General features: G+C 72.7%; 14 protein-coding genes and 1 pseudogene. 10 read left to right on the forward strand and 5 right to left on the reverse strand.

Going from position 1 to position 17704, the window contains the following annotated elements:
* Positions 1–6 precede the first annotated feature (6 nt).
* The 7 genes from flgC (at position 7) to D3273_RS18555 (ending at position 5868) form a co-directional block, all read left to right on the forward strand.
* Positions 7–429, forward strand: a complete 423-nt coding sequence (gene flgC, locus D3273_RS18525; protein ID WP_207210824.1) for a flagellar basal body rod protein FlgC — start codon at positions 7–9, stop codon at positions 427–429.
* The gene (gene fliE, locus D3273_RS18530) at positions 426–758 is read left to right on the forward strand and encodes a flagellar hook-basal body complex protein FliE (protein WP_129228381.1); all 333 of its coding nucleotides are present in this window, start codon (positions 426–428) and stop codon (positions 756–758) included. The genes flgC and fliE overlap by 4 nt, the downstream gene beginning before the upstream one ends.
* Before the next feature lie 105 nt (positions 759–863).
* Complete coding sequence (gene flgG / locus D3273_RS18535) at positions 864–1655, forward strand: flagellar basal-body rod protein FlgG (protein ID WP_129228382.1); 792 nt, start codon at positions 864–866, stop codon at positions 1653–1655.
* Between the two features lie 5 nt (positions 1656–1660).
* The gene (gene flgA, locus D3273_RS18540) at positions 1661–2194 is read left to right on the forward strand and encodes a flagellar basal body P-ring formation chaperone FlgA (RefSeq protein ID WP_165359563.1); all 534 of its coding nucleotides are present in this window, start codon (positions 1661–1663) and stop codon (positions 2192–2194) included.
* The gene (gene flgI / locus D3273_RS18545) at positions 2194–3303 is read left to right on the forward strand and encodes a flagellar basal body P-ring protein FlgI (RefSeq protein WP_129228384.1); all 1110 of its coding nucleotides are present in this window, start codon (positions 2194–2196) and stop codon (positions 3301–3303) included. Before flgA ends, flgI begins: the two co-directional genes overlap by 1 nt.
* Positions 3304–3392: 89 nt before the next feature.
* Complete coding sequence (locus tag D3273_RS18550; protein ID WP_129228385.1) at positions 3393–4580, forward strand: GGDEF domain-containing protein; 1188 nt, start codon at positions 3393–3395, stop codon at positions 4578–4580.
* A 109-nt stretch (positions 4581–4689) separates the two neighbouring features.
* Positions 4690–5868, forward strand: a complete 1179-nt coding sequence (locus D3273_RS18555; RefSeq protein WP_129228386.1) for a M20 aminoacylase family protein — start codon at positions 4690–4692, stop codon at positions 5866–5868.
* 114 nt (positions 5869–5982) lie between these two features.
* On the opposite strand, the gene D3273_RS18560 is transcribed toward D3273_RS18555, so the two are convergent.
* The 4 genes from D3273_RS18560 to D3273_RS18575 all read right to left on the reverse strand — a co-directional run bounded on the left by D3273_RS18560 (position 5983) and on the right by D3273_RS18575 (position 11800).
* Entirely contained in the window at positions 5983–7827 is a 1845-nt protein-coding gene (locus D3273_RS18560; protein WP_129228387.1) for an ABC transporter ATP-binding protein, read from the reverse strand.
* Positions 7828–7990: 163 nt separating this feature from the next.
* On the reverse strand, positions 7991–8905 hold the full coding sequence (locus D3273_RS18565) for an ABC transporter permease (protein ID WP_129228397.1): 915 nt from the start codon (positions 8903–8905) through the stop codon (positions 7991–7993).
* A 112-nt stretch (positions 8906–9017) separates the two neighbouring features.
* On the reverse strand, positions 9018–9977 hold the full coding sequence (locus D3273_RS18570; protein WP_129228388.1) for an ABC transporter permease: 960 nt from the start codon (positions 9975–9977) through the stop codon (positions 9018–9020).
* Positions 9978–10006: 29 nt separating this feature from the next.
* Positions 10007–11800, reverse strand: a complete 1794-nt coding sequence (locus tag D3273_RS18575; protein WP_129228389.1) for a peptide ABC transporter substrate-binding protein — start codon at positions 11798–11800, stop codon at positions 10007–10009.
* Positions 11801–12054: 254 nt separating this feature from the next.
* On the opposite strand from D3273_RS18575, the gene D3273_RS18580 reads away from it, so the two are divergent.
* From D3273_RS18580 to D3273_RS18590, 3 genes are all read left to right on the forward strand, one after another.
* The gene (locus D3273_RS18580; protein ID WP_129228390.1) at positions 12055–13473 is read left to right on the forward strand and encodes an amidohydrolase; all 1419 of its coding nucleotides are present in this window, start codon (positions 12055–12057) and stop codon (positions 13471–13473) included.
* Positions 13470–14885, forward strand: coding sequence for a M20 family metallopeptidase (locus D3273_RS18585; protein ID WP_129228391.1), 1416 nt, complete (start codon positions 13470–13472; stop codon positions 14883–14885). Before D3273_RS18580 ends, D3273_RS18585 begins: the two co-directional genes overlap by 4 nt.
* A gap of 145 nt (positions 14886–15030) precedes the next feature.
* Positions 15031–17394 carry a type IA DNA topoisomerase gene (locus D3273_RS18590; protein WP_207210825.1) on the forward strand — a complete coding sequence of 788 codons (2364 nt, stop codon included), beginning with the start codon at positions 15031–15033 and terminating at the stop codon, positions 17392–17394.
* A 50-nt stretch (positions 17395–17444) separates the two neighbouring features.
* On the opposite strand, the pseudogene D3273_RS18595 reads toward D3273_RS18590, so the two are convergent.
* Positions 17445–17704: pseudogene (locus tag D3273_RS18595) on the reverse strand (methyl-accepting chemotaxis protein); the annotation flags it as partial.

The following is a 17704-nucleotide window of genomic DNA, read 5'->3' on the forward strand; positions in this document are numbered from 1 at the left end:
GGCGCGATGATCGACTCCCTCCAGGCGGCGCTGCGCGTCGCGGGCTCGGGCCTGTCCGCCCAATCGGCGCGGCTGCGCGTCGTGTCGGAAAACCTCGCCAACGCCCAGTCGACCGGCGCGACGCCCGGCGCCGACCCCTACCGCCGCAAGACCATCACGTTCGAGAACACGTTCGACCGGGTCGCCGGCCAGGACGTCGTGGCGGTGAAGCAGGTCGGCGAGGATCAGTCCGCGTTCCAGGTCCAGCAGGACCCCGGCAACCCGGCCGCCGACGAGAAGGGCGCCGTCAAGATGCCCAACGTGAACACCATCTCGGAGATGAGCGACATGCGCGAGGCCAACCGCTCCTACGAGGCGGACCTCCAGCTCATCAAGCAGTCTCGCGACCTGATCTCCATGACCATCGATCTCCTGAAAGGCACATCATGATCGTCGCCGCCCTGCCGCTCGTCACCTCCGCCCTGTCGTCGCTGGCGCCTTCCCTCGGGGCCACGGCCTCCTCGGCGGCCTCCGCCGCCGCTTCCGCCGCGGCTTCGGGCGGCGCGGACTTCGGGTCCGTCATGTCCCAGGTGTCGAGCGACGCCGTGAAGAAGCTCAAGGCCGCCGAAGCCACGTCGATCTCGGGCGTCGAGGGCAAGGCGAGCACCCAGGACGTCGTGCAGTCCGTGATGTCGGCCCAGGAGTCGCTCCAGACCGCCCTGGCCATCCGCGACAAGGCGGTGTCGGCGTTCCAGGAAATCACCCGGATGTCGATCTGACCCCGCCGCCGTCCGCGAGTCCCGCGGGCCGGCCTTCGTAATCGAACCATCTGAATCGAGCCGCGCGCCGCCCCAGGCGGGCGCACCGGCTCCGGGGATCCCCACATGCGCGCCCTTGCGATCGCCGCCACCGGCATGTCCGCCCAGCAGACCAACGTCGAAGTCATCGCCAACAACCTGGCGAACGTGAACACCACGGGCTTCAAGGGCGGCAAGGCGGAGTTTTCCGACCTGCTCTACGAGGCCGCCCGGGTGCCGGGCATCTCCAGCCGCGGCAACAATTCGGCGGTGCCCGAAGGCGCGCAGCTCGGTCTCGGCGTCAAGCTGGCCGCCGTGCGCAACCTCGAAACCCAGGGCAGCCTGACCAGCACCGGCAACACCTACGATCTCGCCATCCAGGGCCGGGGCTTCTTCCAGGTCACGGGGCCCAACAGCGAAACCATGTACAGCAGGGCCGGCGCCTTCAACGTGAACGCGTCGGGCCAGCTCGTCACCCTCGACGGCTACGCGGTCAGCCCCTCCATCCTGGTCCCGGCGGGGAGCACGGCCGTGACCATCAGCACGTCGGGCGTCGTCAGCGCCACGGTGAACGGCAGCACCACGGCGACCCAGCTCGGCCAGCTCACGCTCGCCAACTTCGCCAACGAGGTCGGCCTCGGGGCCGTGGGCAGCAACCTGTTCCGCGAAACCCCCGCCTCCGGCACGGCGGTGGTGGGCGTGCCCGGGGACCCCGGCGTCGGCACCCTCAGCCAGGGCTACCTCGAATCGTCCAACGTCGACCCCGTGAAGGAGATTTCGAACCTCATCTCGGCGCAGCGCGCCTACGAGATGAACTCGAAGGTGATCCAGGCCTGCGACCAGATGGGCTCGACGCTCGCCACCGGCACCCGCGGGTGACCGCCGTGGCCCCCCGGCCCGCCCGCGCCCCGGCGCCGCGTCCCGCGGCGGGGCGCCGCGCCCTGCCGGCGTCCGTCCTGGCCCTGGCGGCCGCACCCGCGGCCCTCCTGGCTCTGCTGGCCGTCCCCGCCGCGGCCGCCCAGTTCGTCCCCGTGCCGTCGGTCGTCATCTATCCCGGCGACGTGATCCGCGACGGCATGCTGACCGAGATGCAGATGCCGGACGACTTCGCCGGCCGGTCCGCCGCCGTGCTCGACCGGGGATCCCTGGTCAACAAGACGTCGCGGCGCACGCTGCTGCCGAACCTGCCCATCCCCCGCAACGCCATCGGCGAACCCAAGGTCGTGTCGCTGAACGCCATGGTGCGGATCGTCTACGCGGAAGGGGGCCTCACCATCTCGACCTACGGCTCGGCCCTGCAGGCGGGTGCCGTCGGCGACGTCATCCCGGTGCGCAACCTCGAAAGCGGCCTCACGGTCGCGGGCACGATCGGCGGCGACGGCGCCGTCCACGTGGCGTCGAACGGCGGGCCGGGCTGATGCGGCGGCTCGCCATCGCGCTGCTCGCCGCGGCGGCGCTCCTGGGCGCCGCCGGAGCCGCCGCGGCCGCGGTCCGCATCAAGGACATCGCGACGCTCGGGGGCATGCGCGACAACCAGCTCGTCGGCTACGGCCTCGTGGTGGGTCTGCTCGGCACCGGCGACACGATGCGCAACGCCCCCTTCACCGAGCAGGCCGTGCAGTCGATGCTCGACCGCATGGGCGTCAACGTCCGCAACATCCCCCTGCGCAACCGCAACGTCGCGGCCGTCATCGTCACGGCGCAGCTGCCGCCCCTCGCGGGCCGCGGCCAGCCGCTCGACGTCACGGTGTCGTCCTTGGGCGATTCCACCTCGCTGCTCGGCGGCACCCTGATCATGACCCCGCTGATGGGGGGCGACGGCCAGACCCACGCTGTGGCGCAGGGCGCCGTGTCGGTGTCGGGCTCATCGGCGGCGGGCGCCGCCGAAAGCTACAGCCAGGGCGTGCCCACGGCCGGGCGCATCGCCAACGGCGCCATCGTGGAGCGCGAAGCGCCGGGCGCCTTCGGGCCGGGCGGCGCGCTGGTGCTGGAGCTGAAGAACCCGGACTTCAAGACCGCGGTGCGGGTCGCCGACGCCATCAACGGTTTCACCCGCACGCGCTTCCACGTCCATGCCGCGCACGAGGAGGACCTCCGCCGCGTCACGCTGCTGTGCCCGCCGAGCGTCGGGGCGGCGCGCTTCATGGCGGAGATCGGCGACCTCACGGTGGAGCCGGACGTGCCGGCCCGCGTGGTGATCGACGAGCGCACCGGAACGGTGGTGATCGGCGAGGACGTGCAGATCTCCACCGTGGCGGTGACGCACGGCAGCCTGACCGTGCGGATCACGGAAAGCCCCCAGGTGTCGCAGCCGGCGCCGCTGTCGGGCGGTCGCACCCAGGTGGTGCCTTCCACCTCCATCTCGTCGACGGAGCCCAAGGGGACGCTGAACATCCTGCGCGGCACGACGCTGAAGACGCTCGTCAACGGGCTGAACCAGATCGGCCTGAAGCCGTCCGGCATCATCGCGATCCTGCAGGCCATCAAATCGGCCGGAGCCCTCCAGGCGGAGCTCGTGGCGCAGTAGGCCGGCGCCGCCGTCACGCCGGGGGATTGTTAATCCCCACCGGTCTACCCTGGTTCCACATCGCGAGATCGCGCCCGGATTCGTCGGCAATGGCATTCGACCCCGTCACATTGCTCACGATGTCCGTCGTCGTGCTGGTCGCGCTCGGCGCCACGATGTTGCGGCTGGCGCGGGGCGAGGGGACGTGCAAACTCCTGTGCTGGTCCGGGGCGGCCTTCCTGTGCCTCGGCGCGGGCTTCATCATGCTCCTGGCCGCGCCGACGGACATCCACGCGCCGGTGCGGGTCCTCGGCAACGCCGCCCTCATGCTGCCCTACGGCCTCCTGTGGGGCGCGGCCCGGCGCTTCGACCGGCGCACGGCTCCCTTCGAGGTCGTGTCGGCGGGGGCCCTCGCGTGGCTGCTCGCGGCTTCGCTCTTCGATCCGTCGCAGGGCCTGCGGATCGCCCTGACCTCGGCCATCGTGGCCGCCTACAGCGTCGCCACCATGGTGGAGCACCGCCGCGGCCGGGACGGCCTGCAGTCGCAGCGCTACGCGTCCTGGATCTTCGCCGCGCATGGCGGCTTCTTCGCGCTCCGCGCCGTCCTGGGCCCCACCTTCGGGTTCGGCGCCTGGGGGGCCGACGTGGCGCAGGTCTGGGGGGCGCTCCTCGGGCTGGAAACCGTGGCGGTTTCCGTGACGGTCGCCGTGACGGCGATCGGCATGAGCCGCGAGCGCATCGCCAAGGACCACCGCCGGGACGCGCTGGAAGACCCCCTGACGGGGATCGGCAACCGCCGCGCCCTGGACCGGTCCGGCCTGCCGCTGCTCGACGCCTGCCGCCGCGCCGGTCGCCCGGCCTGCCTGCTGCTGATGGACCTCGACGGGTTCAAGCTCGTCAACGACCGGCACGGCCACCCCGCGGGCGACCGGCTGCTCGTGGCCTTCGCCCGCCTCGCGCACGACTACCTGCCGCCGAACAGCCTCGTGTGCCGCATCGGCGGCGAGGAGTTCGCGGCGCTGGTGCCGGCGGCGGACCTCGACCGGGCCCTGGCGGTGGCGGACGAGATCCGCGCGCTCTTCGCCCACATCGTGCTCGACCACGGCACCGGCCCCCTCCGCACTACGGTCAGCATCGGCGTGGCCCGGGACCGGGGCGGGCAGGGGGCGGCGTCGCAGGGCGACCTCGTCGAGCTGATCGGCCGCGCCGACCTTTGCCTCTACGCCGCCAAGCAGCACGGCCGCGACCGCGTGGTCGCCGACGGCGTCCCGGCCGCGTCCGGCCGCTCGGCGGCCTGATCGCCCGCAAGCGACAGGCGGGGATGGGGAACCCGTCCGGTCCGGCATCGAACTTGCTCGCGTTGCATGCGAGACTGCCGTCCGCCGCCGTCGTTCCCCGGATCCTTCCATGCCCATCCAGAACCGCATCGCCGAATTCGAAGCCGACATGACGGCGTGGCGCCGCGACCTGCACCTCCACCCCGAACTGGCCTTCGCGGAGCACCGCACGGGCGCGATGATCCAGGCGAAGCTGCGGGAGTTCGGGGTCGACGAGGTGCTGACCGGCTTCGCCGTCACGGGCGTGGTGGGCGTCATCCGCGGGCGCGACGCCTGCGCGGACGCGATCGGGCTGCGCGCCGACATCGACGCCCTCCCGATCCTGGAGGAGACGGGCCTGCCCTACGCGTCGTCGGTGCCCGGCGTGATGCATGCCTGCGGGCACGACGGCCACACCGCGATGCTGCTCGGCGCCGCCCGCTACCTGGCGGAAACCCGCAACTTCGCCGGAACCGTCTACGTCATCTTCCAGCCCGCCGAGGAGCAGGGCGGCGGCGGCGAGGTGATGGTGAAGGACGGGCTGTTCGCGCGCTGCCCGATGGACCGCGTCTTCGGCCTACACAACGCGCCCGGCGACCCGCTCGGCACGTTCAACTGGCGCGTCGGCCCCACCATGGCGGCGGTGGCGAACCTGTCGATCGCCGTCAAGGGCAAGGGTGCCCACGGGGCGCAGCCGCACAACGGCGTGGACCCCATCGTGGTGTCGGGCGCCATCGTGTCGGCCCTGCAGTCGGTGGTGGCGCGCAACGTCCGCCCCACCGAGAGCGCCGTGCTGACGATCGCCGAGATCAAGGGCGGCAACGCCTTCAACGTCATCCCGTCCGAGGTGACGATGCGGGGCACGGCGCGCTGGTTCACCCCCGTGGTGGGCGACCTCCTGGAGGAGAACTTCGGCCGCATCGTCCGCGCCACCGCGGAAGCCTACGGGGCCGAAGCCACCTCCACCTTCGCCCGCACCTACCCGGCGCTGGTCAACGAGGAGGAATCGACCGCCCTGGCGTGCCGCGCCGCCGAAGCCGTGGTGGGCACCGGCCGCGTGCTGCCGATGGACCAGCCCACCATGGGGGCCGAGGACTTCTCCTTCATGCTCAACGAGCGGCCCGGCAGCTACATCATGCTGGGCGCCGCGCGCGACGGCGAGAACCCGCAGGTCCACCATCCCGCCTACGACTTCAACGACGCGGTGCTGACCACCGGCGCCGCCTATTGGGCCACGCTGGCGGAACAGCTGCTGCCGCGGCGCGCCTGAGCGGGGGGCGCGCGCCCGGGCACCGTCCCCGGCCCCGGCGACGCCGCCCCCCGGCCGGCGGCACCCGGGCGCGACCGACGCGGTCGCGGAGCCGGCGGGCCGTCGGGACCGGCCTCACGCGGCGGCGGGGCGCGCCGGTTCCCAGTCCTCGCCCCACACCTGGACGACGTGGCCCGGCGACACTTCGCGGTAGCGGCGCTCGGGCGGCAGGTAGTCGAGGGCGCGGATCGGGTTGCGGATCTCGTCGACCGACAGCGCCGCGCGGGCGCCGCGCCGCGCCGGGTCGGGCACCGGCACGGCGGCCAGCAGGCGCCGCGTGTAGGGATGCTGGGGCGCGCCGAAGATCGCCGCCCGGGGCCCCATCTCGACGATCTCGCCGAGGTACATCACCGCCACGCGGTGGCTCACGCGCTCCACCACCGCCATGTCGTGGGAGATGAACAGGAAGGCGAGGCCCAGGCTCGCCTGCAGCTCCAGCATCAGGTTCACCACCTGGGCCTTCACCGACACGTCGAGGGCCGACACGCTCTCGTCCGCCACGATGAGCCGCGGCCGCACCGCCAGCGCCCGCGCGATGCAGACGCGCTGGCGCTGGCCGCCCGAGAACTCGTGGGGGAAGCGCCCGGCCATGTCGGGGCTGAGGCCCACGCGGGCCAGGAGGTCGGCCGTGCGCTCGCGCGCCTCGGCCCGGTTGCCGAGGCGGTTCAGGAGGATCGGCTCGGCGATGGCCTTGCCCACCGTCATGCGGGGGTCCAGCGACGCGAAGGGGTCCTGGAAGATCATCTGCATGCCCTTGCGGCGCTCGCGCAGCGCGGCCGGCCCGAGCTTCAGCACGTCCTCGCCGTCGAGCAGGACCGATCCGGCGGCGGGCTCGATCAGGCGCAGCACCGAGCGCCCGGTGGTGGACTTTCCGCATCCGGACTCGCCGACCAGCGACAGCGTTTCCCCGGCGCGGAGGTCGAAGGACACGTTCTCGACCGCGTGGACGCGGCCCCGCGTGCGGCCGAACAGCCCGCCGCGGATGTCGAAGCGCGTGGTCAGGCCGCTCACCTGGAGGAGAGGCCGGTCGGCCGGCTTCAAGGTGTCGGGCAGCGCCGGCGGCACGTCGACGGCCCCGGTGGTGGTCGACACGATCGGGAAGCGCAGGGGCCGCGGCTCGCCCGCCATGGAGCCCAGCCTCGGCACGGACGACAGCAGCGCCCGCGTGTAGGGGTGCTCGGCGCCGCGGAAGATCGCGGCCGTGTCGCCCGCCTCCACGGCGCGCCCGTGGCGCATCACCACCGTTCGGTCGGCGATCTCCGCCACCACGCCCATGTCGTGGGTGATGAAGAGCACCGCCATGCCTTCCTGGTCCTGGAGCGATTTCAGGAGGTCGAGGATCTGCGCCTGCACGGTGACGTCGAGGGCGGTGGTGGGCTCGTCGGCGATGAGCAGCTTCGGCCGGCAGGCCAGCGCCATGGCGATGACGACGCGCTGGCGCATGCCGCCCGAGAAGCGGTGCGGGTAGTCGTGGAGGCGCGAGCGCGCCGCCGGGATGCGGACGCGGTCGAGCAGCCGCACCGCTTCGGCCTCGGCGGCGTCGCGCGTCAGACCCCGGTGCAGCATCAGCCCTTCGGCGATCTGGAAGCCGATCGTCAGGACCGGGTTCAGGCTGGTCATCGGCTCCTGGAACACCATCGCGATGGCGTCGCCGCGGACCTTGCGCATCTCGGCCTCGGGCAGCGCCAGCAGGTCGCGGCCCTCGAACAGGGCGCGGCCGCCGCTGCGGCTGGAGTCGCGCGGGGTGAGGCGCATCAGCGACAGCGCGCTGACGCTCTTGCCCGAGCCCGACTCGCCGACCAGCGCCACGGTTTCGCGCGGGTTCACCGTGAAGGACACGCCGTGCACCACCTCGCGCCAGGCCCCGTCGCGGCGGAAGCTGGTGGTGAGGTTCTGGACGTCGAGGAGGGGTGCGGTCATGGGATCCCAGTCCGGAAGGGTGGCACCCGGTCGCCCCGTCCGCCGCCCTTCGGGCGGTCGCTCTCCCCTCGAAGGGGAAAGGCGAGGCGGGGTTCGGGTCCGTTTCCTCCCCCGCGGGGGGAAGGAAACCGTGCGAAGCGCGGTGGAGGGGGCGTTGCCGCCTTCAGACCACGCGGCGCGCGTCGAGCGCGTCGCGCAGCCCGTCGCCGATGAAGTTGATCGACAGGACGGTGAGGAAGATCGCCAGGCCCGGGAACAGTGCCCAATGGGTGGCGGTGTCGAGGTGGTCCTTGGCGTCGAACAGGATGCGCCCCCAGGTCGGGATGTCGGGCGGGAAGCCCAGGCCGAGGAAGGACAGCGTCGATTCCGCGATGATGGCGGAGGACACCTCGATGGTGCCCGCCACGATCACGGGCCCGAGCGCGTTCGGCAGGATGTGGCGCAGCACGAGGTGCAGCGTCGTGCCGCCCTGCGAGCGCGCCGCTTCCACGAACTCCTTTTCGCGCAGCGACAGGAACTGCGCGCGCACGAGCCGCGCCACCGGCATCCAGCCCAGGCCCCCGATGACCAGCACGATCATCACGAACACGCCGCCCTCGACGCCGAAGACGCGCTTCAGCGCGTCCCGGAACAGGTAGATGAGCAGCAGCAGCAGCGGCAACTGCGGCAGGGCGAGGAACAGGTCCGTCACCCACATCAGGAGGGGCCCGAGCGCGCCGCGCGACATCCCGGCGAGGCTGCCCACCGTCAGCCCCACCACCGTCGCCACCAGCATGGCGGCGACGCCGACCGCGAGCGAGATGCGCCCGCCGTAGATCATGCGGGCGAGGAGGTCCTGCCCGAGGTCGTCGGTGCCGAACGGATGCGCCGCCGAGGGACCCTGGAGCATGGCCGAGAAGTCGATGTCGTCGATGGCGGTCGGCCACAGGACGGGGCCGAGCACCACCCCGAGCACCAGGGCCGCCAGCACGAACACGCTGGCGAGCGCCAGGCGGTGGCGGCTGAAGCGGAACCACACTTCGCCGGCGCCCGAGCGCCGCCGGTCGACCGCGGGCGCGTCGGGGACGGCGGCGGCCAGCGCCGGATAGGCGGCGGCGAGGGCCGCGGTGCCGTCCGAAACGAGGTGGGATCCCGCCGAAGCCGGCGAAGGATCCAGGCCCAGGAAGGCCGGATCCCCGGCGACCGTGAGGTCAACCGAAGGAGATGCGGGGGTCGAGCCAGCCATAGAGCAGGTCCGCGATGAGGTTGAACAGGACGACCAGGCAGGCGAACACGAAGGTGACGGCCATCACGACCGGCGTATCGTTGCTGAGCATGGCGTTGATGAGCAGCGCCCCGATGCCCGGCACGCGGAAGATCTGCTCGGTGACGATGGCGCCGCCGAAGACGGCCGGCATCTGCAGCGCCACCAGCGTCACCACGGGGATGAGGCCGTTGCGGGCGATGTGGCGCAGCGTCACCGTGCTGTCGGCGAGGCCCTTGGCGCGGGCCGTCGTGACGTAGTCGAGCCGCGCCACGTCGAGCACGGCCGAGCGGACGTAGCGCGTGTAGGACGCGGCCTGGAAGAAACCGAGCACGCAGACCGGCATGATCGCCTGCTTGACGTGCAGCCAGTACCATTGGAACCCGGTGGCCTGGATGTCGGCGTCGTAGACGAAGGGCAGCCAGTGGAGCTGGATCGAGAACACCAGGATGAACAGGATGCCGGTGAAGAAGGTCGGCAGCGAGAAGCCCGCGAAGGCCAAGGTGTTGGCCACCTTGTCGAAGAGCGAATAGGGCCGCACGGCCGCGACGATGCCGACCGGCACGGCGACGACGAGCGCCAGGACCTGCGACGAGCCGACCACGAAGAGGGTGGTCGGCACGCGCCCGAGGATGAGGGCCGCCACGTCCGTCCGGCTTTGGAACGAGAAGCCCCAGTCGCCCCCCGCCATGGCGACGAGCCAGTGCCAGTAGCGGAACATCACCGGGTCATCGAGCCCGAACTTCGCCCGCAGCGCCATGCGGACCTCGGGGGGGACGCTCGGGTTGGTGGCGAGTTCGCTGAACGGGTCGCCCGGCGCCAGCGCCAGGACGACGAACAGGATCAGGCTGATCCCGAGCAGGCTCGGGATCGCGATCAGGAGGCGGCGGGTGAGGTAGGCGCCCACGGGTCAGGCTTTCCGGGCGGGACGGACGCTCACGCGTCCTTCCACCAGTCGGACACGGCCCACATGTCGTTGTCCCAGCCGCTGCGCACCGCGTGCAGCTTGTTGCCGACGCCCGCCACGGAGCCGCGCTGGATGATCGGCAGCACGTTGGCCGACACCACGAGATCGTTCATCTTGATGAACATGGCGGCACGCTTGACGGGGTCGAGCTCCACCTTGGCCTTGTTGAACAGGTCGTCGAACTCCGCGCTGTGGTAGCGCGAGTTGTTCTGCCCGGACCACTTGTTGCTCTTCTGCGAGGCCTGGGTGGACACGTATTGCGTCATCCAATCCGCGGCGTCGGGCGTCGTCGCCTGGTTCGCATATTCCTCCATGTCGGCATAGAAGTGCGAATCCGTGTCGGTGTTGCCGGGGTCGCCGGCGAAGAACACGGAGGCGGGTACGCTCTTCAGCTCGATCTCGATGCCGGCTTTCGAGGCTGCCTGCTTGATGATGGCCTGCGTCTTCTGGCGCGGCCCGTTGATCGAGGTTTGAAACAGGAAGTGCATCCTGTAGCCGTTCTTGGCGCGGATGCCGTCCGAGCCCTTCGCCCAGCCGGCGTCGTCGAGCAGCTTGTTGGCGGCCGCGATGTCGAAGGCGTAGTGGGTGTTGGGGGACGTGTAGCGCGCCGGGCCGTTGACGACGTTGCTCGCCGGTTTGCCGGTGCGCCCGTAGATGAAGTCCGAGATCGACTTGCGGTCGACCAGCAGGTTCATCGCCTTCAGCACCGCCGGGTCGGAGAAGGCGGGGTGCTGGGTCTTCAGCGAGGACTTCTCGCCGTCCACTTCCTTGTTGGGGTCGGTGGCGTTGAGATAAAGGAACTCGCAGTAGTTGCCGAACACCGTGTCGATGCGGCCCTTGCCGCCGTCCTCGAGCCGTTTCAGCACCTCGTCCTCGACCTGCAGGTTCCAGCCGAAGTCGTAGTCGCCCGTCTGCAGCACGGCGCGGGCCGCCGACACGGCGTCGCCGCCGCCCTTCAGCTCGATCGAGTCGAAATACGGCCGGTTGGGCTTGTGATAGTCGACGAAGCGCTCGCCCCGCACCGTGTCGGCGGGACGGAACTCGACGCACCGGTAGGGCCCGGTGCCGATCGGCATCAGGTTGGCGGGCGCTTCGCGCGACTTCGCCCCCATGTAGTCGCCGTAGACGTGCTTCGGCAGGATCATGCCGTTGCGGCCCACGAAGGCGTCGGCCCAGAAGGGCGTCGGGCCCGCGAAGTCGACCCGGACCGAAAGGTCGTCGAGCTTGGTGACCTTGATGTCGCTGTAGGTCGCGACCGTCACGCAGGCCGCCGCCGGATCCTTGGCGAACTCCCAGGTGAAGACGAGGTCGTCCGCCGTGAAGGGCTTCCCGTCGTGCCACTTCACGCCCGGCTTCAGCTTCCAGGTGACCGAACGGCCGTCGGCGGCGAGCTGGCCGTTGTCGACCGACGGGATCTCGGTGGCGAGCACCGGCACGAGGTTGCCGTCGCTGTCCCAGCCGGCGAGCGGCTCGTAGAAGATGCGCGACCCTTCGACGTCCTTGGTGCCGGTGGAGAAATGGCCGTTGAGCAGCGTCGGGCCCTGCCAGAACAGCAGCTTCAAGGGGCCGCCGCCGCCGGCCTTGGCGGGCTTGTAGGCGGCATCGGCGGAGGTCGCCGCCAGGGCGGCGCCGCCGTGCGTCAGCATGGCGGCCGCCATCGGGGCCGTCAGCCCCAGCGCGGCCATGCGCTGCACGAAGCTCCGCCGGGACAGGCGTCCCCCGCGGACCTCGGACACCAACCCACGCAGATCCTGCTCGTTCATCTGTCACTCCTCGGCGGGCACGCCGCCTCGCCCTCGCATGCAAGTCGGGCGCCAGACCGGACGGCCCTCGGGCGTCCCGTCGTGCTGCCCAGAGTTTGGGCAGCATGACGGATGGCGTGATTTCCGCAAGGGGTCGGCCCGAGGGGCGGCTCCAGGACCGCGCCGCGGCGCCCCGGTTTGGCCTTCTGCATGCATGGTCCCGGGGGTACACTGCCGGCGCGCGCCGCACATCCACCCCGAGGACAGCCGACCCCATGGACAACCGCAACGACCTTTGGCGCCACGTCGACCTCCACAGCGAGCGCTTGATCGCGCTGTCCGACCGCGTGTGGGCCATCCCGGAGGTCTGCTACACGGAGCGCCGCAGCGCGGCCGAGCACGTGGCCGAGATGAACCACCAGGGGTTCCGCGTCACCGAGGCCGTCGCCGGCATCCCGACGGCGGTGATGGGCGAGGCCGGCGAAGGCGGGCCCGTCATCGCCTTCCTGGGCGAATACGACGCCCTGCCGGGCCTGAGCCAGGAGGCCGGCGTGGCCGAGCCCCGGCCGGTCGAGGCGGGCGGCCACGGCCACGGCTGCGGCCACAACCTGCTCGGCTCCGCGGCCCTGCTCGCCGCCACGGCGATGAAGGACTGGCTCGCCGCTACCGGCACGCCGGGCCGCGTGCGCTATTACGGCTGCCCCGCCGAGGAGGGCGGCGCCGCCAAGGCCTTCATGGTGCGGGCCGGCGCCTTCGCGGACGCCGACGCCGCCATCACCTGGCACCCGTCGAGCTTCTGGGAGGTGGCGCCCCCGCTGGCCCTGGCCAACACCCGCGCCGACTTCGTCTTCACGGGCCGCTCCTCGCATGCCGCGGCCGCCCCCCACCTCGGCCGCTCCGCGCTCGACGCCGTCGAGCTGATGAGCGTCGGCGTCAACTACATGCGCGAACACATGCCGAGCGACGCGCGCGTCCACTACGCCTACCTGGAAGCCGGCGGCATCGCCCCCAACGTCGTGCAGGCCCACGCCCGGGTGCGCTATTCCATCCGCGCCCGCGACCTGCCGGGCATGCTCGACCTCGTCGAGCGGGTGAAGCGGATCGCGGAAGGCGCGGCGCTGATGACCGAGACGGAGGTCGAGGTCCGCATCGTGTCGGCGGTGTCGAACCTCGTCGGCAACGCGCCGCTGGAGCGCACGCTGCACGGCGTGATGGCCGAACTCGGCGCCCCGCATTTCGACGGCGCGGACCGGGACTTCGCGGCGAAGATCCGCGACACCTTCGGCGAAGGCGCCCTCGAGGCCGTCTACAAGACCATCGGCATGGCCCCCACGGACGCCCCGCTGGCCGATTTCCTCGTGCCCTTCGACGCCAAGCGGGACCCCGCCGTCGGCTCGACCGACGTCGGCGACGTCAGCTGGGTGGTGCCGACCGTGCAGGCCCACGCGCCCACGGTGGCGATCGGCACGCCGTTCCACACCTGGCAGGTGGTGGCGCAGGGCCGGTCCCCCGCCGCCCACAAGGCCATGGTGCAGGTCGCCAAGGCCATGGCGGCCACCGGCGCCGCCCTGGTCCGGGACCCGGACCTGCTCGCCGAAGCCAAGGCCGACCTCGCGTCGCGCGTCGGTTCGCGGGGCTATTCGTCGCCGCTGCCCGCCGACGTGCAGCCGCCGCTGACCATGTCGGTCGCGTGAGCCCGCGCGACGCCGCCGTCGCGGCGGCGCTGGCGGCCTTCGACGACGGCACCTTCCTCGCCGTCCTGCGCCGCCGCGTGGCGATGCGGTCGGTGAGCCAGGGGGACCCCGACCTCGCGTCGCTCGGCGCCTACCTGTCGGACGAGATCGCGCCGAGCCTCGCCGCCCTGGGCTTCGCCTCCACGGTCCACCCCAACGCCCGCGCCGGGTTCGGGCCGTTCCTCGTGGCGGAGCGGCACGAGGGCGACGGCCTGCCGACCGCCCTGATCTACGGCCACGGCGACACGGTGCTGGGCCAGGACGCCGCGTGGCGGCCGGGCCTCGACCCCTTCGCCGTGACGGTGGAAGGAGACCGCCTGTACGGCCGCGGCACGGCCGACAACAAGGGCCAGCACACCGTGACCCTGCTGGCGCTGGAGCGCGTGCTGGCGGCGCGGGGCGGCCGGCTCGGCTTCAACGCGAAAGTCCTGATCGAGACCGGCGAGGAGGCGGGCTCGCCGGGTTTGAACGACTTCTGCGCGGCTCACCGCGGGGAGCTGGCCGCCGACGTGCTGATCGCGTCCGACGGTCCCCGGCTCGCGGCCGACCGGCCCACCCTGTTCCTCGGCGCGCGCGGCGCCTACAACTTCGAGCTGGGCGTGCCGCTGCGCGACCGTGCCCATCATTCAGGCAACTGGGGCGGGCTCCTGCGCAACCCCGCGACGGTTCTGGCGGCCGCCATCGCGTCGATCGTCGACGCGCGCGGGCGCATCCTCGTGGAAGCGCTGCGGCCGCCGCCCATCCCGGACGCGGTGCGGGCCGCTTTGCGCGACCTCGCGATCGGCGGCGGGCCGGACGACCCGGCCGTCGACGCCGGTTGGGGCGAGCCGGGCCTCACCGACGCCGAGCGGGTGTTCGGCTGGAACACCGTCGAGGTGCTGGCCGGCACGCCGGACGGGCCGCAGAACGCGATCCCCGGCGAAGCCCGCGCGACGCTGCAGCTCCGCTTCGTGGTGGGGACGGAATGGCGCGATCTCGTGCCGGCGCTGCGCCGCCACCTCGACGCGCTCGGGTTCGGCAGCGTGCAGGTGCGGGCGTCGCGCGGCGAGGTGCTGGGGGCGACGCGGCTCGACCCCGAAGACCCCTGGGTGGGGTGGGCCATGGCGTCGATCGAGCGGACGACGGGCAAGCGCGTCGCGCTGCTGCCAAACCTCGGCGGCTCCCTGCCCAACGACGTCTTCGCCGACACGCTGGGCCTGCCGACGCTGTGGGTGCCGCATTCCTATGCGGCCTGCGCCCAGCACGCCCCGAACGAGCACATGCTGGGGTCCGTCGCGCGCGAAGGGCTGGCCCTGATGGCGGGTCTGTTCTGGGACCTCGGGGCGGAGGGCCCCGGGGTGATGGAGCGGCGAAGGCTCCGGGCGGAAGCCTGACGCCGCCCGGCCGCGCCCCGGCCCCGCGGCCCCTGTCGGAAAGGGCGGCCCGTCGCGGAAGGGCTTGCGGGACGGCCCCGTCGTCCCGCATAGGAGAACAGGACGCGAACGGCGGCTGCCGCCGCGCATGTCGAGGTGCTCCAGGATGTCGACGTCGGCCGGCGAGCGCACGCTGTTCTTCTTCGAGAAGCCTTCGGCGATGCGCCAGCTGCAGCGCCTCTTCAAGTCGCCCAATACGGTCTGCGTCGCCGCCGAGGGGCACCTCCTCAGCGCGGAGGAGCCCGGCACCGTCCGGGCCGACTGGAAGCCGTGGCGCTTCGAAACGCTCCCCATCGTGCTCGACGCCATCCCGGTGCGCGCCGGCCGCAACCGGTCGGGCCAGTCGCACGCCCCGAAGCTCGACGCCATCCGTCAGGCGCTGCGCGGCGCCGACCGCGTCGTGATCGCCACCGACCCCGGCCGCGAAGGGTCGATGATCGCCTGGGAGGTGCTGGAGCACCTCGGCTGGCGCGGACCGATCGACCGGCTCAAGCTCGGCGCCCTCGACGACCTGTCGATCCGGCGGGCCTTCGCCGCCATGGCGAAGGAGCCCGACTCGGGCGGGCGCGACTACGCCGCCTACCTCGAAGCCCTGTGCCGCCAGTACGAGGACTACCACCTCGGCCTCAACGGCACCCGCGCCATCTCGCTGCGCCTGCGGCCGCCGGCCTTCCGCGAACCCTGGCGCTTCGGCGGCGTGCAGACGCCGACCCTCGCCATCCTGGCCGACCTCGAAACCCGCATCCGCGATTTCGTGCCGCGCGACTTCTTCAAGGTCGGGCTGTCGATCGTCACCCGCGGCGGTGCGGCGCTGGAACTGTGGCACGCCCCCAAGGACCGCATCTTCGATGCCGGGGTCGCCGAAACGGTCCGCGCCGCCGCGGCGCGCTGGTCGGGCCGCCTCGCCGTCGAGCAGAAGGACGTGCGGCGCCCGCCCCCGAAGCTGTTCTCGAAGGACACGCTGGCGCGACGCTGCGCCAAGCGCTTCGGCTGGGACCCGCAGCACACCGCCAAGCTGGCCCAGGAGCTCTACGACAAGGGCTACCTCACCTATCCCCGCACGGAATCCGAGCACCTGCCGGACAGCCAGAAGGGCGACGCCGCCGCCGTGGTGGCGGCCGTGGTGTCGGTGCTGGCGGATTGCGCGCCGCTCGTGCCGGCCGCGGACGCGCTCGTGGTCCGGAGCGGGCTGAAGGGGCACTACGTCCGGGACCCCGGCGAGCACCACGCCATCGTGCCGCTGCGCAAGGTGCCGTCGGGCGCCGGCCTCGCGCCCGACCTGTCGCGCCTGTGGGAGCTCGTCGCCCGGTCCTTCCTGGCCGCCCACATGCCGGACGGGATCGATGCCCGCACCACCGTGTCGGTCGAGGTCGACACGCCGCTCGGGCCCCGGCGCTTCGCCGTGACGGGAAGCGTCGTGCGCGTCCCCGGATGGCGGGCGATCTACGGCGCCGAGGCGGACGCAGACGCCGACGCCGTCCCGGGCAAGGCGAAGCGCGACGACGACGCCACCGTGGCGCGCCTGCCCGCGGTCGGCGACGGGGACGCCGCCAAGGCGGCCGGGGCCGAGGTCGCCACGGCCGTCACGGAGCCGCCGCGCCGCATCACGCGGGGCGAGCTGCCGGTGGTGATGGGTCGGCTGATCGACCAAGTGGACGACCCGGCGGCCAAGCGCGCGCTGGAGAACCCCGCCAACCCGAACGAGCCGAAGGGCCTCGGCACGGCCGCCACGCGGGACACGATGCTGCCGAAGCTGATGAAGAGCCACTACGTCGCCCTCCAGAAGGGCAAGGACCCCTCCATCGAGGTCACCGAGGTCGGGTTGGCCTTCCTGGCCGCCGTGCGCCGGGTGTTCCCGGCCTATGGGGACCCCGTCGGCCGGGCCATGTTCGAGGCCGAACTCGGCGAGATCGGGCGGGCCCCCACCCGGGCGGAGGCGGTCCGCCGGGCCGAAGCCTTCCGCCGGCGGACGCGGGATCGCGTCGGCGAGCTGATCGGGGCGGTCGCGGGGTCGGCGGTGCTGGATGTGGCGCCGGGCGCACGGCCGGCGGACGGCCCGTCCCGCCCGCCCACGCCCGCGATGCTCGCCTACGCGGTCGCGCTCGCGGAGCGGAAAGGGTTGAAGCTGCCGCGCGGCCTCAAGGGCGACAGCCGGATCTGCCGCACCTTCCTGGGGCAGCACGGGGAGCCGCGGCCGGAGCGGCCGGCGGGCGCCGCCGGCGGTGCCGGCCCCCGGCCGCCGAGTCCCGCGATGCTGCGCTACGCCCAGAACCTGGCCCGGCAGCTCGGCACGGATTGCCCGGACAACGTGTCGGAGGATTTCGAGGCCTGCCGTCGCTTCCTCGACGCCCATGCTCCGGGGACCCCGCCGCGCGCCGCGCCGGCGCCGCGCGGAAAGGCCCGCGCCGGGCGACCGCGACGGGGCGCGGCGGCGGCGGCGGGCGGCGACGCGCCCGAAGCCGCGTTCTGACGGACGGCTCGTTCACGCCGCGCGGGCGGCGGCGGGCTCCGGCGCCGGGATCAGAACTCTTCCCAATCTGCGGCGGCGGCGGCCGGGGCGAGCGCGGCGCCGCCCCGGCCCGTGGTGCGGAGGGCCGGAACCGGGGTCGAGGCCGCGCGGCGGGCCGGAACGGGTGCCGGTGCCGGGGCGTGGCGCGCCGCCGGGGCGGCGTCGCCCAGCCGGAACCCGTCGATGAGCCGGCCGAGCTCCGCCGTTTCCCGCGACAGGGCGTGGCTGGCGGCCGTGGACTCCTCCACCATGGCGGCGTTCTGCTGCGTCA

It is taken from the genome of Lichenibacterium minor (assembly GCF_004137685.1).
Lineage (GTDB): Bacteria > Pseudomonadota > Alphaproteobacteria > Rhizobiales > Beijerinckiaceae > Lichenihabitans > Lichenihabitans minor.